Annotated in this window: 18 protein-coding genes; 8 read left to right on the forward strand and 10 right to left on the reverse strand. The window is 72.1% G+C overall.

All coding sequences use genetic code 11. The features are described 5' to 3' along the window. Nucleotides 1–243 precede the first annotated feature (243 nt). From ACZ7J0_RS01565 to idi, 3 genes are all read left to right on the forward strand, one after another. Complete coding sequence (locus ACZ7J0_RS01565) at nucleotides 244–1,185, forward strand: cation diffusion facilitator family transporter (RefSeq protein WP_470882957.1); 942 nt, start codon at nucleotides 244–246, stop codon at nucleotides 1,183–1,185. Between the two features lie 180 nt (nucleotides 1,186–1,365). Continuing rightward, nucleotides 1,366–2,640, forward strand: a complete 1,275-nt coding sequence (locus ACZ7J0_RS01570) for a GNAT family N-acetyltransferase (protein ID WP_470882958.1) — start codon at nucleotides 1,366–1,368, stop codon at nucleotides 2,638–2,640. 133 nt (nucleotides 2,641–2,773) lie between these two features. After that, nucleotides 2,774–3,367, forward strand: a complete 594-nt coding sequence (idi, locus tag ACZ7J0_RS01575) for an isopentenyl-diphosphate Delta-isomerase (RefSeq protein WP_470882959.1) — start codon at nucleotides 2,774–2,776, stop codon at nucleotides 3,365–3,367. Here idi and ACZ7J0_RS01580 read toward each other — a convergent pair. Further along, complete coding sequence (locus ACZ7J0_RS01580) at nucleotides 3,342–3,839, reverse strand: ATP-binding protein (RefSeq protein WP_470882960.1); 498 nt, start codon at nucleotides 3,837–3,839, stop codon at nucleotides 3,342–3,344. The genes idi and ACZ7J0_RS01580 overlap by 26 nt on opposite strands. A 243-nt stretch (nucleotides 3,840–4,082) precedes the next feature. On the opposite strand from ACZ7J0_RS01580, the gene ACZ7J0_RS01585 reads away from it, so the two are divergent. After that, nucleotides 4,083–4,826 (forward strand): enoyl-CoA hydratase/isomerase family protein, encoded by a 744-nt coding sequence (locus ACZ7J0_RS01585; RefSeq protein WP_470882961.1) that lies wholly within the window; start codon nucleotides 4,083–4,085, stop codon nucleotides 4,824–4,826. A gap of 45 nt (nucleotides 4,827–4,871) precedes the next feature. On the opposite strand, the gene ACZ7J0_RS01590 is transcribed toward ACZ7J0_RS01585, so the two are convergent. Together ACZ7J0_RS01590 and ACZ7J0_RS01595 are read right to left on the reverse strand one after the other, a co-directional pair. Then, a complete protein-coding gene (locus ACZ7J0_RS01590) occupies nucleotides 4,872–5,510 on the reverse strand; it encodes a DJ-1/PfpI family protein (RefSeq protein WP_470882962.1) in 639 nt (212 codons plus the stop codon). A 35-nt stretch (nucleotides 5,511–5,545) separates the two neighbouring features. Then, a complete protein-coding gene (locus ACZ7J0_RS01595; protein WP_470882963.1) occupies nucleotides 5,546–6,517 on the reverse strand; it encodes a GlxA family transcriptional regulator in 972 nt (323 codons plus the stop codon). 112 nt (nucleotides 6,518–6,629) lie between these two features. Between ACZ7J0_RS01595 and ACZ7J0_RS01600 the strand changes: the two genes are divergently transcribed. Together ACZ7J0_RS01600 and ACZ7J0_RS01605 are read left to right on the forward strand one after the other, a co-directional pair. Next, on the forward strand, nucleotides 6,630–7,490 hold the full coding sequence (locus tag ACZ7J0_RS01600) for an SCO6745 family protein (RefSeq protein ID WP_470882964.1): 861 nt from the start codon (nucleotides 6,630–6,632) through the stop codon (nucleotides 7,488–7,490). Between the two features lie 92 nt (nucleotides 7,491–7,582). Further along, a complete protein-coding gene (locus ACZ7J0_RS01605; protein WP_470884089.1) occupies nucleotides 7,583–9,979 on the forward strand; it encodes a Tex family protein in 2,397 nt (798 codons plus the stop codon). 439 nt (nucleotides 9,980–10,418) lie between these two features. Here the strand turns inward: ACZ7J0_RS01605 and ACZ7J0_RS01610 are convergent, their stop codons facing one another. The 6 genes from ACZ7J0_RS01610 to ACZ7J0_RS01635 all read right to left on the reverse strand — a co-directional run bounded on the left by ACZ7J0_RS01610 (nucleotide 10,419) and on the right by ACZ7J0_RS01635 (nucleotide 18,316). Next, entirely contained in the window at nucleotides 10,419–10,817 is a 399-nt protein-coding gene (locus tag ACZ7J0_RS01610) for a hypothetical protein (RefSeq protein ID WP_470882965.1), read from the reverse strand. Continuing rightward, complete coding sequence (locus ACZ7J0_RS01615; RefSeq protein WP_470882966.1) at nucleotides 10,814–11,548, reverse strand: 2-phosphosulfolactate phosphatase; 735 nt, start codon at nucleotides 11,546–11,548, stop codon at nucleotides 10,814–10,816. Before ACZ7J0_RS01615 ends, ACZ7J0_RS01610 begins: the two co-directional genes overlap by 4 nt. Further along, nucleotides 11,548–13,185 (reverse strand): ABC-F family ATP-binding cassette domain-containing protein, encoded by a 1,638-nt coding sequence (locus ACZ7J0_RS01620; RefSeq protein WP_470882967.1) that lies wholly within the window; start codon nucleotides 13,183–13,185, stop codon nucleotides 11,548–11,550. Before ACZ7J0_RS01620 ends, ACZ7J0_RS01615 begins: the two co-directional genes overlap by 1 nt. 67 nt (nucleotides 13,186–13,252) lie before the next feature. Further along, nucleotides 13,253–14,977: a BCCT family transporter gene (locus ACZ7J0_RS01625; protein WP_470882968.1), complete on the reverse strand. Its 1,725-nt coding sequence runs from the start codon at nucleotides 14,975–14,977 to the stop codon at nucleotides 13,253–13,255. Between the two features lie 70 nt (nucleotides 14,978–15,047). Next, nucleotides 15,048–16,331, reverse strand: coding sequence for a M14 family metallopeptidase (locus ACZ7J0_RS01630; protein WP_470882969.1), 1,284 nt, complete (start codon nucleotides 16,329–16,331; stop codon nucleotides 15,048–15,050). After that, nucleotides 16,328–18,316: a Xaa-Pro dipeptidyl-peptidase gene (locus ACZ7J0_RS01635; RefSeq protein ID WP_470882970.1), complete on the reverse strand. Its 1,989-nt coding sequence runs from the start codon at nucleotides 18,314–18,316 to the stop codon at nucleotides 16,328–16,330. Before ACZ7J0_RS01635 ends, ACZ7J0_RS01630 begins: the two co-directional genes overlap by 4 nt. Before the next feature lie 201 nt (nucleotides 18,317–18,517). Here ACZ7J0_RS01635 and ACZ7J0_RS01640 point away from each other — a divergent pair, with 201 nt between their 5' ends. Beyond that, nucleotides 18,518–20,056, forward strand: a complete 1,539-nt coding sequence (locus ACZ7J0_RS01640; RefSeq protein WP_470882971.1) for a M1 family metallopeptidase — start codon at nucleotides 18,518–18,520, stop codon at nucleotides 20,054–20,056. 197 nt (nucleotides 20,057–20,253) lie between these two features. Further along, nucleotides 20,254–21,300, forward strand: a complete 1,047-nt coding sequence (locus ACZ7J0_RS01645) for a LacI family DNA-binding transcriptional regulator (RefSeq protein ID WP_470882972.1) — start codon at nucleotides 20,254–20,256, stop codon at nucleotides 21,298–21,300. A 105-nt stretch (nucleotides 21,301–21,405) separates the two neighbouring features. Here ACZ7J0_RS01645 and ACZ7J0_RS01650 read toward each other — a convergent pair whose 3' ends face one another. Continuing rightward, complete coding sequence (locus ACZ7J0_RS01650; protein ID WP_470882973.1) at nucleotides 21,406–24,201, reverse strand: glycosyl hydrolase; 2,796 nt, start codon at nucleotides 24,199–24,201, stop codon at nucleotides 21,406–21,408. Nucleotide 24,202 lies beyond the last annotated feature (1 nt).

Here is a 24,202-nt window from a genome sequence, read left to right on the forward strand (position 1 = left end):
CCGAGAGGGAGAACGCGCGGAGGTCCCGAGGAACGAGGGACCGAGCACGATCGACCATCGGCGCACGCTCACGGCGCCCCGGAGGCGAACCGAGCCACAAACGAGCCGAAGGGGCGCGCGGGCGCCGAGAGGGAGAACGCGCGGAGGTCCCGAGGAACGAGGGACCGAGCACGATCGACCATCGGCGCACGCTCACGGCGCCCCGGAGGCGAACCGAGGCACGAGAATCCGGGAGGCGTCCTCATGGGGGCTGGGCACGATCACGGGCATACGCATGGCGGGCCGCTGCCGACCGGCACCGCGGCCCACGCCTATCGGGTGCGGCTGCGGGTCGCACTGGCCATCACGCTCTCCGTGATGGTCGTGGAGATCGTCGGCGGTGTCGTCGCCGACTCTCTCGCTCTGATCGCCGACGCCGCCCACATGGCCACCGACGCCGTGGGCCTCGCGATGGCCCTGCTCGCCATCCACTTCGCCAACCGCCCGGCGTCCGCGAACCGTACTTTCGGATTCGCCCGGGCCGAGATCCTCGCCGCGCTCGCGAACTGTCTGCTGCTCCTCGGAGTGGGCGGCTACGTGCTCTACGAGGCGGTGCAGCGGTTCATCGAGCCGGCCGCGACCAAGGGCGGTCCGGCCATCGTCTTCGCCCTGATCGGTCTGGCGGCGAACATGGTCTCCCTCTCGCTGCTGATGCGCGGCCAGAAGGAGAGCCTCAATGTGCGCGGCGCCTATCTGGAGGTCCTCGCGGACGCCCTGGGCTCGGTGACCGTGCTGATCGCCGCGGGCATCATCCTCGCCACCGGCTGGCAGGCGGCCGACCCGATCGCCTCACTGGTCATCGGCCTGATGATCGTGCCGCGTACGGTGAAGCTGCTGCGCGAGACGCTCGACGTGCTCCTGGAGGCGGCCCCCAAGGGCGTCGACATGGCGGAGATGCGGGCCCACATACTGGCGCTGCCGGGTGTGGAGGACGTCCATGACCTCCACGCCTGGACGATCACGTCCGGGATGCCGGTGCTCTCCGCGCATGTGGTCGTCGCCCAGGACGTACTGGACTCGATCGGGCACGAGAAGATGCTGCACGACCTCCAGGGGTGCCTCGGCGACCACTTCGACGTGGAGCACTGCACGTTCCAGCTGGAGCCGAGCGGCCATGCCGCGCATGAGGCCCATCTCTGTCACTGATCGCTGCTACGTTTTCCGCGGAGACATTCGCGTCTCGGATGTGTGGAGAGGAGCTGGCTCGATGACCGTCGCGATGGAGGCTGCCCCCAGCAGCGCCCGGTCCGGCTTCAGCTTCCCGGGTCCGCGGTCGACCTGATCCCAGACGTCGGCCGGGACCCTCTCACTCAAGGGTCTCCCACGTTGTCCGACAACACCTCTTCCTCTCCTTCCTCCTCGTCCTCCTCCGTCGACGCCTTCTTCACGCTGCACCACGGTCTTCCACGGCAGGGCCCCGGTTCCGACGACACCACCCGCCGGCTGCTCTCCCTGGCCGGGCCGCTGCCGTCGCGTCCGCGCGTCCTCGACCTGGGTTGCGGCCCGGGCCGTGCCTCGTTGCTGCTGGCCGCCGAGGCCGGCGCGGAGGTGACGGCGGTGGACCGCCACGAGCCGTTCCTGGACGAGCTGCGGTGCGCCGCCGACGCTCGCGGGCTTGGTGACGCCATCAGGACCATGAACGCGGACATGGCTGACCTTCCCTTCCCGGACGGGTCCTTCGACCTCGTCTGGGCGGAGAGCTCCGCGTACTGCATCGGTTTCGACACCGCCCTGCGCTCCTGGCGCCGGTTGCTCGCCCCCGGGGGGACGCTGGTGCTCACCGAGTGCGAGTGGACGGTGGACGAGCCGAGCCCGGACGCGCGCGCGTTCTGGGAACAGCACTGTCCTCTGCGTACCTCCGCCGCCGACATGGCGGCGGCGACCGCGGCCGGTTACCACGTCCTCGCCGTGCTGCCCCAGCCGGAGAGCGACTGGGAGGAGTACTACGGGCCGCTCGGCGAGCGTGCGGACGCCGCCGACCCGTCGCTTCCCGGCATGGCCGAGGTGGTCGCCGCCACCCGGGCGGAGATCGCCATGCGCCGTGACCACGGCTGGGAGTACGGCTACACCGGCTATGTGCTGCGGCCGGCGGACCACCGCTGGCGCACCCGGCCGGAGTCCGAGGCGGACATCCCGTCCGTCCGGGCGGTCAACGCCGCCGGCTTCGAGACGGCTCAGGAGGCGGCTCTCGTCGACGCCCTGCGCGCCGACGCGACCGCCTGGTTGCCTGGCCTGTCGTATGTCGCCGAGGCTCCGGACGGCACGGTCGCGGCGTACGCCCTGATCACCCGGTGCCATGTCGGGGGCGTGCCCGCCGCGGCGCTGGCGCCCGTCGTGGTCGCCCCCGCCCATCAGCGCGCCGGCGCGGGGCAGGCGGTCGTCCGGGCGGTGCTGGACGCCGCCCGACTCGCCGGTGAGCGGCTGGTCCTGGTACTCGGTCATCCGGAGTACTACCCGAGGTTCGGTTTCGTACCGGCTTCGACGTACGGCATCCGGGCGCCGTTCGAGGTGCCGGACGAGGCCATGATGGCGCTGTTCCTCGACGGTTCCGGGCCTGGGCCGCGGGGCACGATCCTCTATCCGGACGCCTTCGGAGTCTGATCCGACGTCCGCTCCCGCCGCGCTCCGGCGCGACGGGAGCGGACATGCCCGGCGGGCGAAGTACGGACAAGCCGGGTTTGTACGGCAGACTGAGGTGGCCCCACAGGGCCGAGGACCGATGCGAAGGATGGTTATGCCGACCACACCAGCCACCGCGGCGCACAGCTCGTCGAACGGAATCCAGCCGTCGATCATGCTTGAACTGGTCGATGAGGACGGCAATACCATCGGCACCGCGGAGAAGCTGTCCGCCCATCAGGCGCCGGGGCAGTTGCACCGGGCGTTCTCCGTGTTCCTCTTCGACGAGTCGGGCAGGTTGCTGCTCCAGCGCCGCGCGCTGGGCAAGTACCACTCCCCCGGGGTCTGGTCGAACACCTGCTGCGGCCACCCGTACCCCGGCGAGGCGCCGTTCGCGGCCGCCGCCCGGCGTACGCAGGAGGAGCTGGGGATCTCGCCGTCGCTGCTCGCCGAGGCGGGGACCGTGCGCTACAACCACCCGGACCCGGCGTCGGGCCTGGTGGAGCAGGAGTTCAACCATCTCTTCGTGGGCATGGTCCAGGCCCCGCTGCGGCCGGATCCGGACGAGGTCGGCGAGACGGCGTTCGTGACGGCTCAGGAGCTGGCCGAGCGGCACGCCGCGGCGCCGTTCTCGGCCTGGTTCATGACCGTGCTGGACGCCGCGCGCCCCGCCATCAAGGAGCTCACGGGGCCGGCCGGGGGCTGGTGACCAGCTGCGGAGGGGGCGGCCCGGCGGCCTTGAGCGGCAGCGCCGCCCAGATGATCTTGCCGCCGCTCGCGGTGTGCTCGACATCGCACGTGCCGCCCGCCTCCAGAGTGATCTCCCGCACCAGCAGCAGTCCGCGGCCGCCCGTCTGGGCGTCGTCCGCCTCGAGCGCCTTCGGCCGGTACGGGTGGTTGTCCTCGACGGACACCCTGATCCACTCCGCGCCGATCGCCACCTCGACCGCGATCTCCGGGGAGAGCACGGCCGCGTGCCGTACGGCGTTGGTCACCAGCTCGGAGACGATCAGCAGCAGCCCTTGGACGAGGTCGTCGTGGGCCGGCACCCCCTGGCGGTTCAACAGGTCCCGTACGGCGTGCCGGGCCTGCGGCACCGAGACGTCGACCGCGGGAGCGGTGAAGCGCCAGACCCCTTCGTACGACGGCGGCCGTGCGGGGACGCTCCCGCCGCTCTCCATAGTCCGGCTCCCACCCTCGTGCTCGATTGTCGCCACGGACCGAGTGTTGGGAATGGGCTGGTCCGTACCGACCTACTGACCAGAAGTCGACACGTATCGATGGATTCTGACCGAGTACGCACAAGAGAATCAGTTAGGCGACTGGTTCTGCCCCTCCGTTGACGGCTTCGCGGCCTGTTCGCCGCACTGCACGCCGACGCCCCGACCGGCCCCCGCTCGACGTGCCCGGATAGCATCCGGCGCATGGAGCCGCAGCTGGAGCACACCGTCGCGGACGGCGTCGCCACCCTAGTGATCAGCAACCCCGCCAAGCGCAACGCCATGACGGCGGGCATGTGGCGGGCGCTGCCCGACCTGCTCGCCGTGCTCGCCTCCGACCGTGGCGTACGGGCCCTCGTTCTCACCGGCGCGGGCGACACCTTCTGCGCCGGGGCCGACATCTCCACGCTCCGCGAACCCGGCGACGAGCAGCAGTCCCTGGCGGTGCGGGCCGAGGAGGCGCTCGCCGCCTTCCCGAAGCCGACACTCGCCGCGGTGCGCGGCTACTGCGTGGGCGGCGGCAGCCAGCTGGCGGCGGCCTGCGACCTCCGCTTCGCCGAGGAAGGTTCACTCTTCGGGGTCACTCCGGCGAAGCTCGGCATCGTCTACCCGTCCTCCTCCACACGGCGGCTCGTGTCGCTGGTGGGGCCGTCGGCCGCCAAGTACCTGCTCTTCTCCGGGGAGTTGATCGACAGCGAGCGGGCGCTGCGCACCGGTCTGCTGGACGAGGTGCTGCCCGCGGGTGGACTGGACAAGCGGGTGGCCGAGTTCGTCCGGGTCCTGGTGTCGCGCTCGCTGCTGACGCAGGCCGCTGCGAAGGAGTTCGCGTCGGGCCGCACGGACCGGGACGCCTACTGGTCGGAGCGGGCACGCGGCAGCGGCGACACCGCCGAGGGTGTCGCCGCCTTCCTGGAGCGCCGGGCTCCGCGCTTCACGTACGACGGCTGACGCGCCGGGACCGTCCCAGGTCGTGTCCGGAATGCCGGACACTCCCTAGTCGGCGAGGACCTGCTCCGCCTGCCCCCGCCACTGGGCGACGATCTCGGCCGGGGCCTTCTCCGGCGAGCCCGCGTCGTACGGCGGCTGCGGGTCGTACTCGGTGAGCAGCTGGACCGTCTGGGCGACCGCGTCGCCGCCGATCCGGCCGAGCAGGTGGAGCGCCATGTCGATGCCGGAGGACACCCCGGCGGCCGTGACGTACTTGCTGTCGAAGACCACGCGCTCGCCGGTCGGCTCGGCCCCGTGGGGCACCAGTTCATCGAGGGCGAGCCAGTGGGTGGTGGCCCGGCGGCCCTTGAGGAGTCCCGCCCCGGCGAGGATCAGGGACCCGGTGCACACCGAGGTGGTCCAGGTGCTGGTGGCATCGGCCGCGCGGACCCAGTCGAGGATCGCCGCGTCCTTCATGGCCTCGCGGGAGCCGGGACCCCCGGGGATCAGCAGGATGTCCGGAGCAGGCACCTCGGCGAGGGTCTTGTCCGCGACGAGGGCGAGGCTCCCCTGGTCGCCGCGCACCGGGCCGGTCTCCTTCGCGACGAAGACGGTCTCGGCTCCGGGGAGCCGGGCGATCAGCTCGTACGGGCCGACGGCGTCAAGGGTGGTGAAGCGGTCGTAGAGCAGGACGGCGATCTGCATGGGATCCCTTTTCGTTCCGGTGGATGGATGGCGGGTCAGTGCGTGCGTTGCAGGGGTGCGTGGAAGCGGCGGCGGTACTCGGCGGGCGCGGTGCCCAGCGCCTTCGCGAAGGCCCGGCGCATCGCCTCCGGGGTGCCGTAGCCGGCCGCTCTGGCGACCTCCTGGACTCCGTCGGTGGTCTCCTCCAGGAGACGGCGGGCGTGTTCCAGTCGGACGCGGTCGACGTACCGGCCCGGCGTGGTGCCGGTCTCCGCCTGGAAGGCGCGGGCGAAGTGGCGCGGTGAGAGCCGGGCGCGGGCCGCCAGGGCGTCGACGGAGAGATCGCCGTCGGGATGTTCGGTGATCCACGCCTGGAGCTCACGCAGCGGCTCGCGCCGGGCGGTCTGGGCGGCGAGCTGGGCGCTGAACTGGGCCTGGTTGCCCGGCCTGCGCAGAAAGACGACCAGGTGACGGGCGATGGTGAGGGCCGCCTCCCGGCCCATGTCCTCCTCGACCAGGGCGAGCGCGAGGTCGATGCCGGCGGTCACGCCGGCAGATGTCGAGAGCTTTCCGTCCCGCACGAAGATGGGGTCGGGGTCCACGTCGACCTCGGGGTAGCAGCGGGCGAGGTGGTCGCAGACCACCCAGTGGGTGGTCGCCCGGTGACCGTCGAGGAGTCCCGCCTCGGCGAGCAGCAGGGCGCCGGTGCACACCGACACGAGCCGTTCGGCGCGCGGGGCGTGCTCCCGCAGCCAGTCGATCAGCCGGGGGTCGGGGTGCCGCGTGCCGTGGCCGCCCGGGACGAGCAGGGTGTGCGGTTCCTCCGCGTCGGCGACTGCGGAGTCCGGCAGCAGACGAAGGCCGCTCTGGGTGCGCACGGGCGCGCCGTCCAGGGAGGCGGTGCGGATCGGGTACGCGGCGAGGTCCCCGCCGAGCCTGCCCGCGCCGGCGAACACCTCCACCGGGCCGGTCACATCAAGGCTCTGGACGCCGTCGAAGAGGACGACGAGCACGGGTCGCTGCGTCATGCCTCTCATCCTTCGCCGGACGGCGGATGGCCGCAACGACGAGGACCCCACCTTTTCTGCCATGGGGGCTCCGGGGCTTTCCGCCGTACCGACCAGTCGGTAACGTGCGGTCATGACTTCTCTGCCCGCGCGCGCCGCACGTCGCTGTCACCACGTCCTGAACCCGTTCCACTCGACGCACTACTTCTCGCCCGACTGCGAGCGCGAGTTCGCCGCGATCGGCGTCGAGGACATCGCCGCCGGCCGGATCGCCGCCCGCAGCGCCGCGCTGGGGGCGGTCGGGCCCGGCACGGTCGCCGCCGCCTTCTACAACTACAACCACGAGCTCCTCTCCCGTTATCTGCCGGCCGTGTGGGAGGCGGCCTCGCCCGCGACGGTCCTGGAGGCGCGGCTGCGGGTCGTCGACACCACCCTGCGGCGGCTCCTCGGCGACGCCGTGGAGTCGGCGGAGATGAAGGAGGCGGCCGGACTCGCCCTGCGCGCCACCGAGGCGTGCACCCGCCACGCCAGGCCGCTGTACTCCGCGCACGCCGACCTGCCCGTGCCGGAAGCCCCGCACCTCGCCTACTGGCACGCCACCACACTGCTGCGCGAGCACCGCGGCGACGGCCACCTGGTCGCCCTGCTGTCCGCCGGGCTCGACCCGGTGGAGGCGCTGGCCAGCCACACCGCGACGGGCAAGGGCATGGCGCCGCGCTGGATCCTGGGCACCCGCGGCTGGCGACGCGCCGACTGGGAGGCGGCGGTGGAGCGGCTGCGCGAGCGCGGACTCCTGGACACCGAGGGCGAGTTGACGCCCGAGGGCGCCGCCCTGCGCGACGAGGTCGAGGAGCACACGGACCGGCTGGACTCCGCCCCGTACGAGCACCTGGGCGCCGCCGGCGTCGAGCGGCTCACCGAGCTGGGCCGCGGCTTCCTGGGCGCCGCGGTGGCCGCCGGTGCCTTCCCGGCAGACCTCATCGGCAAGGGCTGAGCGCCGCGCGGTGGGGGGCTTGCGGCACTTCCGGCGCCGAACCGGCAGAATGCAGGCTCATGCTTGAGGCACGAGAAGGCGAGTCGGGACACGTGACGACGTCCATCGAAGGCAGGATCGCCGAGGAGCTCGGCGTACGGGAGCGGCAGGTGAAGGCGGCCGTCGAGCTGCTCGACGGCGGTTCGACCGTGCCGTTCATCGCGCGCTACCGCAAGGAAGCGACCGAGATGCTCGACGACGCGCAGCTGCGCACGCTCGAGGAGCGGCTGCGCTATCTGCGGGAGCTGGAGGAGCGCCGGGCGGCGGTCCTCGACTCCGTGCGCGAGCAGGGGAAGCTGACCGACGATCTGGCGGCGCGGATCCGGGCCGCCGACACCAAGGCGCGACTGGAGGACATCTACCTGCCCTTCAAGCCCAAGCGCCGCACGAAGGCGCAGATCGCGCGCGAGGCGGGGCTGGAACCGCTGGCCGAGGGCCTGCTCACCGATCCGTCGGTGGACCCGCTCGCGGCGGCCACCGCCTTCGTGGACGCCGACCGGGGCGTCGCGGACGCCCAGGCCGCGCTGGACGGCGCCCGGGCCATCCTCACCGAGCGGTTCTCGGAGGACGCCGACCTGATCGGCGAGCTCCGCGAGCGGATGTGGACACGGGGACGGCTCGTCGCCAAGGTGCGCGAGGGCAAGGACGACGCCAAGGAGGGGCCGGGCGCGAAGTTCGCCGACTACTTCGACTTCGCCGAGCCGTTCACCGCGCTGCCCTCGCACCGCGTCCTCGCGATGCTGCGCGGCGAGAAGGAGGACGTCCTCACCCTCGAGCTGGAGCCCGAGGAGCCCTCGGACACCCCCGGGCCCTCGACGTACGAGGGCATGGTCGCCCGGCGCTTCGGCGTGGCGGACCGGGGCAGGCCCGGCGACAAGTGGCTCGCCGACACGGTCCGCTGGGCCTGGCGGACACGGATCCTCGTCCACCTCGGCATCGATCTGCGGCTGCGGCTGCGGACGGCCGCCGAGGACGAGGCGGTCCGGGTCTTCGCGGCGAACCTGCGCGATCTGCTGCTGGCGGCGCCGGCCGGGACCCGGGCGACCCTTGGGCTCGACCCCGGTTTCCGCACGGGTGTGAAGGTCGCCGTGGTCGACGCGACGGGCAAGGTCGTCGCCACCGACACCATCTACCCGCACGTCCCGGCGAACAAGTGGGACGAGGCACTCGCGAAGCTGGCGCGGCTCGCCAAGGAGCACGCGGTCGAGCTGATCGCCATCGGCAACGGCACGGCGTCCCGGGAGACCGACCGTCTCGCGGCCGAACTCTGCGAGAAGCACCCGGAGTTGAAGCTCACCAAGGTGATGGTGTCGGAGGCGGGCGCCTCGGTGTACTCCGCGTCCGCGTTCGCCTCGCAGGAGCTTCCCGACCTCGATGTGTCCATCCGCGGAGCGGTGTCCATCGCGCGGCGGCTGCAGGACCCGCTCGCGGAGCTGGTGAAGATCGACCCCAAGTCGATCGGTGTCGGCCAGTACCAGCACGACCTGTCCGAGGTGAAGCTCTCGCGCTCCCTGGACGCGGTCGTCGAGGACTGTGTGAACGGTGTCGGCGTCGACGTCAACACCGCGTCCGCGCCGCTGCTGGCGCGGGTGTCGGGCATCGGGGCAGGACTCGCCGAGAACATCGTGTCCCACCGCGACGCGAACGGGCCCTTCCGCTCGCGCCGGGCGCTGAAGGACGTGGCGCGGCTCGGGCCGAAGGCGTACGAGCAGTGCGCGGGGTTCCTGCGGATCCGCGGCGGCGACGATCCGCTGGACGCGTCCTCCGTCCACCCGGAGGCGTACCCGGTGGTGCGACGGATGGTGAAGACGGTGGGCGGTGAGGTCGCCGCCCTCATCGGCAACACGGCGGTCCTGCGGTCGCTGCGGCCCGACACCTTCGTGGACGAGACGTTCGGCCTGCCCACCGTCACGGACATCCTGCGCGAACTGGAGAAGCCGGGGCGGGACCCGCGTCCGGCGTTCAGGACCGCCACCTTCAAGGAGGGCGTCGAGAAGATCGGCGACCTGGCGGCGGGGATGATCCTGGAAGGCGTCGTCACGAACGTGGCGGCGTTCGGCGCGTTCGTGGACATCGGCGTCCACCAGGACGGCCTGGTGCACGTCTCGGCCATGTCGAAGACGTTCGTCAAGGACCCGCGGGACGTGGTGAAGCCCGGTGACGTGGTGCGGGTGAAGGTCCAGGACGTCGACATCCCGCGCAAGCGGATCTCGCTGACGCTGCGCCTCGACGACGAGGCGGCGGACGCCGCCCCGAAGCGGGAACGGGAGCGCGGGGGCCGGCCTCCGCAGCAGCGTCAGGGCGGCGGCGGCCGTGAGCGCCGGGGCGGTGGCGGTCAGGGCGGCGGCCGCGAGCGCGCCCCCCAGACGCCCGCCCCCTCGAACAGCGCGATGGCCGACGCCCTGCGCAAGGCGGGCCTGCTGAACGAGAAGGGGCGCGGCGGGCGGTAGCCCCAGCCGGGTGCTGGGTGGGCCCTCTCAGGGGCCCACCCGGCGGGCGGCGGCGGGCCCGTCGCGTTCGCCTTGCCGAGACCGACGCACCGGCCTCGGAAGGATCGCCTCCTGCATCCCCCGGCGGGAAGGCCCGACCCCGCCAGCACCGGGCATGGTGGCCGGGCCCCGCACGGCGACACCCCCGGGAGGAAGGGACACGCCTGCCACCCCCGCAGGAAGGCCCGACCCAGCGCCAGCACCAGTCCTCGCCGGCCCGACCCTGGGCGGCGACACCCCCGCGCGGCCGAGACCCGCGCGGCTGAGACACGTCTGCCACCCCGCAGGAAGGCCCCACCCGGCCGCGGGCGGCCCGGGCGGCGGCGTTCGTTGGGCGGGCCGCGTCGGGGAGGGGCGTCGTGGCTGGGCGCCTGGAAGGTCCGCGCGGGGGCCCAGGGGATTACGGCGTCGGCAGGAAGCGCAGGGCCCATTCGGCGCGGGACGCCGTCGCGAAGTCGGGGTCCTTCGTCAGCGGCTGGAGCTGGGCGCGGGCCTCGGTGGGGTTCGACTGGACCAGGTCGACGATTTCGGCGGCCAGGGCGTCCTGGTCGTCGCCGAGGTCGACCGCCGAGGCCCGGATCAGCACGGGCAGCGCCTCCGCCCCGGCGATGGCGGCGAGCACTCCCCCGAGCAGCTCCCGCGCGTAGGCGTTCCGTTCGCTGAGGGCGCGGTCCAGTTCGGCTTCGAGCCGCGGGACGAGGGCGCGGTCGCCCGATGCCGCGATCTCGTCGGCGAGGTCGATCGTCTCGTCGACGTCGGCGTCGACGTCGTCCAGCAGCCGGATCAGCCGGTCGATCATGCGTGCTCCCTGAAGGCGCCGTCCCGCAGGACGGGGACGGTGGTCGAGGTGTCGAGTTCGGCCGCGACGGCGACGTCCTGCGGGAAGCCGTACTCGTGCAGTTCGCGGCCCGACTCGCAGGCGTGCAGGACGGACACCGGATCCGCGGTGGAGTCCCAGGCCGCGGCGGCCGCGGCCGCCTCCGGCGAGAGGTCGTACGGACCGCCTTCCCGGCGCAGTGCCGAGAGGACCGCGCCCGCGCCGAGAAGGTCCTCCAGCGCCGGGCGCAGCGAACCGTCGGGCCACCGTTCCCCGGAGGCGACGACGGCCAGGGGGCGCTCCTTCGAGCCGTACCCCTGCCGCGTGAGCCACCGGGCGACGGCCGCGCTGTTGCGCAGCGAGGCGGCGACGACGGTCGCGTTCCCCGCCTCCGCCGCGATCGTGGAACCGTTCGGGGAGGGCAGGACGAGGCGCGGGGTGTACGGGGCGGCGCGCAGGGCGGCCGGCGAGAGCGTCCACGGCGTGCCGGGACCGGCCTCGCTTCGGCCCACGGCCAGGGCCGCGCCCATCCGCTCGGCGTGGGCGGCGGCGCGGGCGTCCCGCCAGCGGTGGGGGAAGACCTCGGTGCCGGCCTCCACGGCCACGCCCACGGACGTGGTGAAGGAGAGCACGTCGACGACGACGAGACAGCTCACCTCCCCCGCCAGGTGCCGGGCGCCGACCGGGCCCCACGCGAAGTGGACCGTCGGCATCAGTGCTCGGTGACCTTGCCCGCCGCGACCTCGACGCGACGGGTCGTGTGGACCGCGTCGAGCATCCGGCGGTCGTGGGTGACCAGGAGCAGTGTGCCGGTGTACGTGTCGAGGGCCGACTCCAGCTGTTCGATCGCCGGAAGGTCGAGGTGGTTGGTGGGCTCGTCCAGGACGAGGAGGTTCACGCCCCGGCCCTGGAGGAGCGCGAGCGCGGCGCGGGTGCGTTCGCCCGGGGACAGGGTGGTGGCCGGGCGCAGCACGTGCTCCGCCTTCAGGCCGAACTTGGCGAGCAGCGTACGGACCTCGGCCGGTTCGGTCTCGGGCACGGCCGCGCAGAACGCGTCGAGCAGCGTCTGCGAGCCGTGGAACAGCTTGCGGGCCTGGTCCACCTCGCCGACGACGACGCCCGATCCGAGCGTGGCGTGGCCCGCGCCGAGCGGGACCCGGCCGAGCAGGGCGCCGAGGAGCGTGGACTTGCCCGCGCCGTTCGCGCCGGTGATCGCGACCCGGTCGGCCCAGTCGATCTGCAGCGAGGCCGGGCCGAAGTGGAAGTCGCCCCGGTGGATCTCGGCGTCCCGGAGCGTGGCGACGACCGAGCCGGAGCGCGGGGCGGCGGCGATCTCCATCCGCAGCTCCCACTCCTTGCGGGGCTCGTCGACCACGTCGAGGCGTTCGATCATGCGCTGCGTCTGGCGGGCCTTGGCGGCCTGCTTCTCGCTCGCCTCGCTGCGTGCGTTGCGGCCCAGCTTGTCGTTGTCGCCGGCCTTGCGGCGGGCGTTCTTGACGCCCTTGTCCATCCACGAGCGCTGCATGTGGCCGCGGGCCTCGAGCGCGGCCTTCTTGCCCGCGAACTCCTCGAAGTCCTCGCGGGCGTGCCGGCGGGCGGTGTCGCGCTCCTCCAGATAGGCGTCGTAACCGCCGCCGTAGAGGGTGATCTGCTGCTGCGCGAGGTCGAGTTCCAGGACCTTGGTGACGGTACGGGTGAGGAACTCGCGGTCGTGGCTGATGACCACGGTGCCGGCGCGCAGCCCCTGGACGAAGGTCTCCAGCCGCTCCAGGCCGTCCAGGTCGAGGTCGTTGGTCGGCTCGTCGAGGAGGAAGACGTCGTAGCGGGAGAGGAGGAGGGAGGCGAGCCCCGCGCGGGCCGCCTGGCCGCCGGAGAGCGAGCTCATCGGCTGGTCGAGGCCGACGGTGAGACCGAGGGTGCCGGCGACCTCCTCCGCACGCTCGTCGAGGTCGGCGCCGCCGAGGGCGAGCCAGCGCTCGAGGGTCGTGGAGTAGGCGTCGTCGGCCCCCGGGGTGCCGTCGACGAGGCCCTGGGTGGCCTCGTCCATCGCGCGCTGCGCGGCGGCCACGCCGGTACGCCGGGCCAGGAAGTCCCGTACCGTCTCGCCCTCCCGGCGCTCCGGCTCCTGGGGGAGGTGGCCGACGGTGGCGGCGGGCGGGGAGAGCCGCAGCTCGCCCTCCTCGGGGGTGTCGAGTCCGGCCAGCAGCCGCAGCAGGGTCGACTTGCCGGCGCCGTTGACGCCGACGAGGCCGATCACGTCTCCGGGCGCGACGACGAGGTCGAGCCCGGAGAAGAGGGAGCGCTCGCCGTGGCCGGCGGCGAGGTTCTTCGCGACGAGGGTTGCAGTCATCAGGAGACGAATTCTAGGCGGCGGTGGGGTGGGGGTTGCGCCGGGAGGGTGGGCGCGGTCCACCGGCTCACTCGCCCTTCGGCTCCTGGTCCGGCGACGCCGGCTCGATCCGCAGCTGGAAGTCGCCCTCGTACTTCTCGTGGCCCGCGATCACGGCCAGTTCGACTGCCTCCTCCGCGCGCTCGCCCCGCACGATCAGCGGGTCGTCCCGCAGGTCCCGCATCAGCGCGACGCACATGGCGGCCATCACGATCACGAACGGGGCCGCGGCCAGGATGGTCAGGTTCTGGAGGCCGGCCAGGGCGTCGCCCTTGCCGTTGCCGATGAGCAGCATGACGGCGGCGACGGCGCCGGTGACCACGCCCCAGAAGACGACGACGGCCCGGGTCGGCTCGAACGCGCCCTTCTGGGAGAGCGTCCCCATCACGATGGACGCGGCGTCCGCGCCGGAGACGAAGAAGATGCCGACCAGGATCATCACCAGCAGGCTCATGACGGTGGAGATCGGGAACTCCTGGAGCAGGCCGAAGAGCTGGCCCTCCGGTGTCGTCTCCTTGGCGAGCTCGCCCCGCTCGGCCAGCTTCATCGACGTGCCGCCGAAGATGGCGAACCAGACGAGGCTGACGGTGCTGGGGACGAGGATGACGCCGCCCACGAACTGGCGGATCGTCCGTCCACGGCTGATCCGGGCGATGAACATGCCGACGAAGGGCGTCCAGGAGATCCACCAGGCCCAGTAGAAGACGGTCCAGGTGCCGAGCCAGTCGGCGACGGCCTTGCCGCCGGTGGCCTCCGTGCGCCCGACGAGCTGGGGCAGGTCTGCCAGGTAGGCGCCGATCGACGTCGGCAGCAGGTCGAGCACGATGATCGTCGGGCCGGCGATGAAGACGAAGAGGGCGAGCACGACCGCCAGCACCATGTTGGTGTTGGACAGCCACTGGATGCCCTTCTCGACGCCGGAGACGGCGGACAGGACGAAGCAGACGGTGAGGACGGCGATGATGGCGACGAGCAGGCCCGTGCTCGCCTTCTCCATCCAGTTCAGTTCGTGGAATCCGCTGCCGATCTGCAGGGCACCGAGGCCCAGGGAGCACGCGGAGCCGAAGAGCGTGGCGAAGATGGCCAGGATGTCGATGACACGGCCCGGGACGCCGTACGCGTGCTTCTCGCCCATGAGGGGGACGAAGACGGCACTGATCGTCTGGCGCCTGCGGCGCCTGAAGGTGGAGTAGGCGATCGCCAGTCCGACCACCGCGTAGATGGCCCAGGGGTGCAGGGTCCAGTGGAACAGGGTGGTGGCCATGGCGGTCTGCATCCGGTCCGCCGCGTCGGCGGGGTGGGTGCCGGGCGGCGGGGTGCCGAAGTGCGCGAGCGGTTCGCTGACTCCGTAGAACATGAGGCCGATGCCCATGCCGGCGCTGAACATCATCGCGACCCAGGACACCGTGTGGAACTCGGGCGCCTCGGACTCCTGGCCGAGGGTGATCCGTCCGTAACGGCTGATCGCCAGCCAGAGCGCGAAGACGACGAAGCCGGAGGCGGCCAGCATGAACGCCCAGCCGCCGTTGTGGATCAGGCCGTGCAGCATGGAGCTGGAGACGCTCTCCAGCGAGTCGGTGGCGACCGCGCCCCAGACGACGAAGGCCACGGTGAGCACCGCCGTGACGCCGAACACGATCCGGTCGGTCGCGGGGCGCTTGGTCTCATGCGGGTGACGCCCCGGAAGAGAGGCCGTCACCGGCAGCTTTCCCCGGTCGGCCGGCTGCTGTTCCTCCTGCGACACGAGCGGCACCTTTCACATGAGGAGGGAAGCGGAGTTTTCCACTCCACTCCCCTACCACATGTGACCTACCTCACTCGCCTCAACAGGCGGTGACCGGCTGACCAGTGGTGAGACGGTAGGCCGCGCGCTCGTCGAGCAGCAGCGCCACGAGGTCGCGCCGTGACTGCCGAAGCGGTACGAACGCCCCGTCCCCCGCGGGCCGGGAGATCACACCGTGCAGCGCGAGTTCGTCCCTGACGTCGGCGTACTGCGTGGCGTCCAGCCGGTATCCGCAGGGCGGGTCCTGGAGGATCTCGGCGGGTTCCGCCGGGTCGTTGTCGGCGCCGCCGAGATAGACCGGGCCGCTGTCGGTGAACCCGGCGCGCCAGGCGGCCGAGGTGGCCGCCTCGATCCCGGCCCGCCGCTCGTCGACGTACGAGAACGCGCCGTCCAGGGCGGCCAGTTGGGAGCCGACCCGGCGCCGGTTGTTGTGCGCCGGGTCCTTCTTGTCCGCCTCCGTCAGGGGCTCGACCCGGGTTTCGACGAGCAGGCCGACGGAGTGCTTGACGCCGGCCGTGTTGCGCAGGATGCGCTCCTGGCCGTCGCCCGCGACCTGCTTGAGGGGTTCGCCGGTGACCGGGTCGGTCCAGATTCCGTAGATGCCGCTGCTGAAGCCCGCCTCCCCCGCCGCGGGGCGCACATGGCTCTCGGAGAGTGTGCGGGCCTCGGCATGGACACGGTCGTCGGTGTTGAGGTTGCGCGGCCAGAGCGCGAGCAGGTCCTTGTCGTAGTACGGCGTGGTGCCTCCGTACTCGTGGAGGTCGTAGATCACGTCGGGCCGGCGGTCGCGGATGACGGCGGCCAGGGCCCGGCCCTCGGCGGTCTTGAGGGCGATGTGGTCGCGGTTGATGTCGACGCCGTCGGCGTTGCCGCGGGTGTCCGCCGCCCGGCCGTCGGGGTTGGCGGTGGGGACGACGAGGACGGTCGTACGGGAGAGGAAGCGGCGCGTCTCCCTGTCCTCGGCGTAGCCGAGGTCGCGGACGGTGGTGAGACAGGCTTCGCGGCCGGACGGTTCGTCACCGTGCTGGCTGCAGATCAGCAGGAGGATGTTCTCGGTGCGGGCGGTGCCGATGGTGACCAGCTGGAGCGGCCTGCCCTGGCCGGTGGAGCCGATGGTCCGCGTCGAAACGCGGTCGCTCCCACGGTCGACGGCGGCGAGGAAGGCCTGCTCCTCGGGCTGGGTGGTCCAGCGGGCGCCCGCGGTGCTCTCGAAGCCGGTGCGCGGAGGGGCGGAGCCGGCCGCCTGGGCGGGGGCGGTGACCAGCGGCAGGGCGAGCGCGGCGGCGGTGACGGCGAGCGCGAGCGTGCGGGCGAGGGGCCTCATCGCGTTCCTCCGGGGATCGGGCGGTGGGAGCGCGGCGCGGCCACACCGCTGTCGAGATGGCCGGGGCGCGGGGCCGCGGCGCCGGAAGTGGCGCGTACGAAGGAGGCCGCACCACCGACCAGCGGCACCCGCGCCGTGGTGCGGGCGAGGTCCAGCGTCAGCGTGGGGGTGGAGGCGGGCGGGTCGATGAGGTCCTTGTCCGTGCCGCCGATGATCAGGGCGAGCCGGTGCCCGGCCGGGACGACATGGTCGCTCGCCGCGAGGTCGATGGTGAGCGTGTACGCCCTGCCGGGGGTCAGCGGGCGGCCCTTGCGGGGGTCGGCCCACGTGCCGAGGTCGGCCCAGCCGCGGCTGAAGACGGTGTGGCCGACGGCGGCGGCCGCGGCCCTCGTCTCCTTGAAGCAGGCACTGTCTCCGGTCGTGCTCGCCCCCCAGCAGGTGCGTTCGGGGAGCGTCGTGATGCCTTCGCCGGTGGCCGTGTAGTCCCGGATCGTGTCGGGGCCCAGGTCGACGAGGACGGCGGAGAGGTGGGCGCTGGTGGTGGTCGGGGTCGCGGTGACCGTGACCTTCGAGGACCCGGAAAGACGCAGGTCCTTCGTCAGCGAGCGGGTGATGAACCCGGCCTTCGAGGAGGTCGGCTGATCGATGTGGGCCGCCCAGTCGGTCTCACCCAGCTTCGGGTCGTCCGTGAAGGTCTCGGCGGCGCCGGGCTTCGCCGGGGCCAGGCCGAGCGTGCCGACACCGGCGGCGGCTCCCGTACCGGGTCGCAGGGTGGTGGCCGCGGTGGTCCTCGGCGGCCAGGAACGGTCGGTGGTCCACCGGTCGGGGGACCTCTCGATGTCGGCCATCGGCTCGCGGTCGATGCCGTTGTCGTAGCCGAGGAGGTAGTGGTCGAACCAGCGGTGGAGGGTCGGGACCCACACGGCGCGGCGGAAGTCGAACGGGTCGACGTGCCCCGTCTGGGAGAGCCAGATCTTGCGTGCGACGCCCTGTCCGGCGAGGGCGTCCCACCACTGACCGAAGTGCTTGGTACGGACGTTGAGGTCCTGCATGCCGTGGACGACGAAGACGCTGGCCCGGACCTTGGCGGCGTGGCGCACATAGTCGCGCGTGTCCCACAGCGGGGTCCGGTCGCCCGTGCGCGGGGCGCCCTCGATCAGGCGCTGCTGGACGGCCGCGCAACGCCCCCGTGCCTCGGGGGTGTCGACGTAGTCGGAGAGCCACTCGGGGCCGGAGTCGTAGAGCGGGGCGCCCTGGGCGAAGTAGTAGTCGTACCAGGAGGAGATGGCGCCGATCGGGACGATCGTCTCCAGGCCTTCGACCCCGGTCGCGGCGACGCCGTTGGCGATGGTGCCGTCCCAGCTCTTCCCGATCATGCCGGTCCTGCCCGTGGACCAGCTCGTGGCCCGCGCGCGGTCGGAGCCCGTACGGGTGGTGTAGCCGCGTGCGCGGCCGTTCAGCCAGTCGACGACGGCCTTGGCGGACTGGATGTCCGAGGGTCCTCCGACGTCGTCGCAGCCGTCGGAGCGACTGGTTCCGGCCAGATCCACGGCGACGAAGGCATAACCGCGCGGGACGAAGTAGTTGTCGTAGAAGAGCGGGAACTGCACCGGATCGCCGTTGCTGTCGTAGGTCTTCTTCTGGCTCTCGTTGCCTCGTCCGCAGCAGGCGTAGTACGGACTCGCATCCATGATCACGGGTACCTTGCGGCCGCTCGCGGAGGCTTCCCGCGGGCGCACGATGTCGACGGCGACCCGGTCGGCGCGGCCGTCGGCGTCCCCGTCGAGACCGGTGTCCACCCAGACGGACTCACGGATGGCGTCGTCGTAGGAGTAGACGGGCCTGGATTCCCCGGCGTGGCCCCGGGGGACACCGGTCGCGGCGAGCGCGCCGGACGACGGGGCCAGTGCGGTCATCAGGGCGGCCACGGCCGCCACCACCAGCGTTCTGCACGACAACGGGGTTCTCCGCGCGGATATCGGCATGGGCGGACCGTACTGGAGTGAACTCCCGTGCAAAAGAGGGCAGTCGGCGGACCATCGCGACTGAAGGGGCACCCGGGTCGATGGCGGTTCATGTCCGCCAAATGGCGATCGTGTGACAGAAGGGGCCATGGACATGACTGCGCGCGAAGGGGCTGAATAGTCTTCAAGAGATCTTCCGGTCCTACCACTTGGAGAGCTTCCGTGCACCGCAGACTGATCGTCCCGAGCGCTCTCGCGGCCTCCCTGCTGCTGGCGATCCCGGCATCGGCCGCCGACTACGTTCCGGGCACCCCGGGAATCGGCGACCCCTATTACCCGGCCAGCGGCAACGGCGGATACGACGTATCCCACTACGACCTCCGGCTGACGTACCAGCCGGAGACCGATCTGCTGGAGGGCACGGCAACGATCGTCGCCACCACCAAGCAGAACCTCTCCCGCTTCAACCTCGACCTCGGCCTGAAGGTCAGCGAGGTGCGGGTGAACGGCAAGAAGGCGGGGTTCACCGCCTCCGGGGCCCATGAGCTGGAGGTCACCCCGGTCACGCCGCTCGACAAGGGCAGGACCGTCTCGGTCGTCGTCCGCTACGCGGGCAAGCCCTCCGAGCTGAAGATCGACGGCTGGACGGCGTGGCACCGCACCCCGGACGGCGGCGTCGCCGCCCAGGAGCCGGACTCGGCCGTCTGGTGGTTCCCGTCCAACGACCACCCGCTGGACAAGGCCACCTTCGACGTCTCGGTCTCGGTGCCGGACGGTACGCAGGCGATCAGCAACGGCACCCTGCAGTCGCAGTCGTCGAAGCTCGGCCGGACCCGCTACAACTGGCGCTCCAACAAGCCCCAGGCCACGTATCTCGCCACACTCGCCATCGGCAAGTTCGACATCACCACCGACAAGACCGCGAGCGGTCTGCCCGTGCTCAACGCGTACAGCAGGGACCTCGGCGACAACGCGGGCGCGGCGCGTGCCTCCATCGAGCGCACCACCGAGGTGGCGGAGTGGCTGGAGGAGGTCTTCGGGCCGTACCCGTTCAACGCGCTCGGCGGTTACGTTCCCAATGTGACCAGCGGCTTCGCGCTGGAGACGCAGACCAGGCCGTTCTACAGCCCGCGCCAGTTCGCCAATGGCGCGAACGTCTCCGTGGTGGTCCATGAGCTAGCCCACCAGTGGTACGGCGACAGCGTCTCCGTCGACGGCTGGAAGGACATCTGGGTCAACGAGGGCTTCGCCCGCTACAGCCAGTGGCTGTGGTCGGAGAAGGAGGGCGAGGGCACGGCCCAGGAGCTCGCCGACTACGTGTACGCGCAGCGGGCGGCGGACGACCCGTTCTGGACGGTCAAGCCGGGGGACCCGGGCCCGGACAAGCAGTTCGACATCGCCGTCTACGACCGCGGAGCGCTCGCCCTCCAGGCGCTGCGCAACGAGATCGGGGACGAGGACTTCTTCGCGATCCTCAAGGGCTGGCCGGCCGAGCGCGCCTACGGCAACGCGAAGGTCTCCGACTTCGTGACGTACGCGGAGAAGGTGTCGGGCAAGCCGCTCGCCGGACTCTTCGACACCTGGCTGTACCAGCCGGAGAAGCCGGCGGCGTCGGCTGCCGCCGGGGCGAGGATCGCCGGGTCGGGGGCGGCGACGCGCTCCGGCCCGTCGGCCGGGTCGGCGGCGAAGCCCGTCCAGCCGAAGTCGTGGAAGAAGATCGCCGCGACGAACACGGTGCACGAGCACGGCCACGGTCACTGAGGTCCGCGCGGCGTCCGGACCGACGCCGCCGGCGCCGTCCGCCCCACGGAGGGGCGGGCGGCGCTTGTGCGCGCGGGCCAGGCGGGCCATCGTCATGAGAGCGCTCTCACCGCTCGCGGAACCGGATACCCTCTCTGGTGTACGGAGGTCCCGACCTCCCGTACGGTCCGCCCGCCGCGCCCGACGAGGAGCATCCGTTGTCCGATCCGACCTCTGGGTCCCGTCCCACCCTGGAAGCCGTCGCGGCGCGCGCCGGAGTCTCCCGGGCGACGGCCTCCCGTGTCGTGAACGGCGGCGCGGGTGTCCGCCGGCCCCTGGTGGAGAAGGTCAGCCGGGCCGTCGAGGAACTCGGCTACGTCCCGAACCACGCGGCCCGCTCCCTCGTCACGCGACGGAACGGCGCGGTCGCCGTGATCATCGCGGAGCCCGAGTTCCGGATCTTCTCCGACCCGTTCTTCGAGCAGCAGGTCCGTGGCATCAGCCGTGAGCTGACCGCTCACGACGCCCAGTTGGTGCTGCTCTGGGTGGAGGGCTCGGGCGACTACGACCGGATCGCCCGCTATCTCGGCGGCGGCCACGTCGACGGCGCGCTCGCCTTCTCCCTCCACAACGACGACGAACTGCCCTCGATCATCCGCCGGGTCAACGTGCCCACGGTCTTCGGTGGCCGGCCGGGGTGGCCCGGAGCCGACGCCGAGCTCGCGGTGCCGTACGTCGACTGCGACAACCGGGGAGGCGCCCGGCAAGCGGTGCGCCATCTGCTCTCCCTGGGGCGTGAGCGCATCGCGCACATCGCGGGCCCGCGCGACCAGACCTCCGCGATCGACCGGATCGACGGCTACCGCGACGTCCTCCTGGACGCCGGTTCCGCCCTGATCGCCCATGGCGACTTCACCGAGGAGAGCGGCGCGCGGGCGATGGCGGAGCTGCTGGACCGCGGTCCCGCGCCGGACGCGGTCTTCGCCTCCAACGACCTGATGGCGTGCGGAGCCCTGCGGGTGCTCCGCGAGCGCGGTCTGCGCGTGCCGGAGGACGTCGCGGTGGTCGGCTTCGACGACATGGTGCCGGTCGCCGAGTCGGCCCTGCCGCCGTTGACGACGGTCCGTCAGGACATCGAGGGGATGGGCCGGTTGATGGTGCGACTGCTGATGCGTGTGCTGAACGGCGACGAGGACGAGCCCGGGGCGGGCGCCCCGGGCTCGGTGATCACTCCGACGGAACTGGTCCGCCGGGCCTCGGCCTGAAGCCGGAGACCGTTGTCACCCGGCCACCACTCCGGGCCGCGGCTCCTGGTCACTGCTCGCGGTCACTGCCGGCCGGCCGCCGCTCCTGACCGCTGCCGCTTCCGGCTACTCGTACGGAATGACGAGGACGGACCGGTCCGTGCCGGTCCGGAGCTTCGCCGTGCCGTTGCCGATGGCGTGCCACACCTCGAGGCGTACGGTGCCACCCCGCAGGTCGCCCAGCGCACCGGTCGCCGACTTCAGGCCGCGGGACTGGTCGTACTCCTCCCATCCCGTCACCGGGTCGGTCGCGAAGTAGTGGTACGTCTCGGTCCGGTCGAAGGTGCCGTCGCCGGTGAGGTCGTAGCTGATCCTGGCCTGCTGTCCGAGACCGACCGTGGCGCCCGCGTCGACCTGGAGGCGGAAGGCGGTGACGGCACCGGCCTTCAGGGTGCCGTTGACGTTCTTCGCCTCGTAGACGAGGGGCTGGTGCGGTGTGCCGTCGTAGTTGGCCCCTCCGGCGGAAGCGAGGGTGTCGCTGCCGGCCGTGGCGCCGGTGGCGGTGGTGAGGACACCGCCGGTGCGCAGCTGGAAGGTGTTGCCGGTGGACGGGCCGGGGTCCGGGTCGGGATCGCCGCCGGTTCCGGTGCCGGTGGCCGTGGAGCGCGCCGGCACGGTGAGCTTGGCGCCGTCGGAGAAGGTGACCGTGCGCGCGGTCGAGCCGTGGTTGTGCGCCGCGTACGTCCGTACCGTGCCCTTGGTGAACACCGCCGAGGTGGCGAGGTCACCGGTCACGGTCGCGTCGGGTGCGCCCAGCGCGTCCAGGGTCGAGATCCAGTGGTAGGTATGGGCCTTGGACTCGCCCTGCTCGGGGGTGTATCCGGCGTTGCCCGCGTCCCACTTCGCCTTCGCCGCCGCCGGGTCGGCGAGCGCCTGGAACTCCCAGAGGATGTCGCGCCACTCGACGGCCGGGCCGCCGTTCTCCCGTTCCATCTCGGCGAGATTGCGCCGGATGGCGGCCTTCTCCCCGGCCAGATGGAGCGAACCTCCCGTCACCGGGAGCACGTTGATGCCGTGGATCTCTTCGGGATTGGCCGTCCACCAGGTGGCGTACGCGGCGCCGCTTCCCCACACCATGCCGGCCGTGTCATGCCCGAAGGACGACGGGAAGACCTGCTGGTCGGCGTCGAACCAGTACTGGGCGATCGCCTCGGACTCGGTGGTCAGCAGATAGACGCCGAGATCCCGCAGTGTGGCGTCACCGGTGGCCGAGCCCCAGAGCACCAGGCCCGCGCTGAGGTTGGTGGACTCCGACGAGGACTCCTGGTTGTTGCCCGCGGCGAAGCCCTGGTGGCCCGAGGCCCAGCTGTGGCCGGCGTACACGTCGAAGCCGCGCAGGAACGGGAAGGCGGTGTCGGTGCGGCTGGGGTTGGCGGCGTCCCGCACGAGCGCCTTCACCATGCCGCCCCAGGCGGATTCGGCGGCCCACGCCGGGTCGTACTGGGCGACGATCGCCGCCGCGTAGACGTAGTACGAGTAGTGGAAGTGGTGGTCGTTGAGTTCGGTGTCGCTGCCGTAGGACGCGGGGTAGCCGGTGAGCGTCTTCCAGTTCCTGTCGTAGGAGAACTCGTTCGCGCCGCCCGCCGTGAACCAGTCCTGCAGCCGGCCCTTGAGAAGTCCGAGCAGCTTGTCGCGGGTCGCGCTCTCGCCGATCTGGTCGGCGGCCGGGACGAGCTGCGCGAGGCGGCCGAGCGCCTTGCCGGTCCAGTAGGTGTCGGTGGCGCCGGAGAAGGGGTCGGCGGCGTTCGCGGCCTCGTTCAGATGGCCCCTGAGCCTGGCCGCGTCCGTGCCCGCCGACCTGGGCAGCCCCGGCAGCACGGCCGCGGCCTTCTGCGTGGTGGTGAAGGTGGTGGAGGCGCGGACCTTCATGGCGCCGCGCGGTGAGACATAGGTGTACGGCGTGAGCGGATCGGTGCTGTGCAGCCACTGGTGGCGGTAGAGCGCCTGGAGCGTACCGGTCTCACCACCCTCCTGGGCCTGGGTGGTGAGGGTGTAGGTGGCGCCGACCTGCCCGCCGCCGTAGCTCCAGGTCGCCTTCGACCCGGTGACGAAGCTGAAGGCGTACTTCCGGTAGGTGGCGAGGGCGTCCGTGGAGGGCAGCACGGCCAGCGAGAAGTAGTCCTTGGCACCCAGGCCGGCGGTGAGGGTGGAGCCGGAGATGTTCCAGTCGCTGCCGGTCGGGGCGAACAGGGCGTAGTGGTGGCCGGCCACCGTGATGCCGAGGACGTTGCCCTGGTCGGCGAAGACGGTGGGCGCGGTGGCGGTCGTGATCTGGGCGCTGCCACCGGTGCCCTTGGCGTATACGAAGGGCAGGCCGTGGCCGATGGTGGTGCGCAGGGTGCGGGTGCCGTCGGACCAGTACGGCGTGACGGTCCAGTCGGACCAGGCGTCGGCCTTGGTGTCCGGGGAGTTGAGCCCGCTCAGGCCGAGGGTGAGATCGCGCTTGTGGGCGAACTCGTACTGGCGGCCGTCGCCGACGATGGCGGCGGCTGTCGGGTAGCCGATGTCCAGGCCGGCGGCGGTGGCCTGGTAGGTGAGGGGGTGGCCGTACATCGGGGTGGAGTAGGGGTTGTCGCCGTAGCGCTGGAAGGCCAGTGACGACCACCAGTCGTTGGTGGGCACGGGCTTGCCCTGGGCGGCGGGGGTGACCTTGGGGAGGACGGGCGCGCCGGTGTTGGTGGTGGGGCCCGAGGTTCCCGCGGGGCGGGTGTCGGAGTAGCTGCCGGAGCCGACGGGGACGGTGGCGGCGGCGGCCGGGGCCGCGGCGGGGCCGGCCAGGCCGGCGGTGGCCAGGGCGGTGACCAGGAGGATCGCGGCGGTGGCTCTGCCGCGGGCGGCTGATGGGGCGCGATGGGCTGGCATG

This window comes from Streptomyces sp. NPDC038280, from assembly GCF_055600045.1.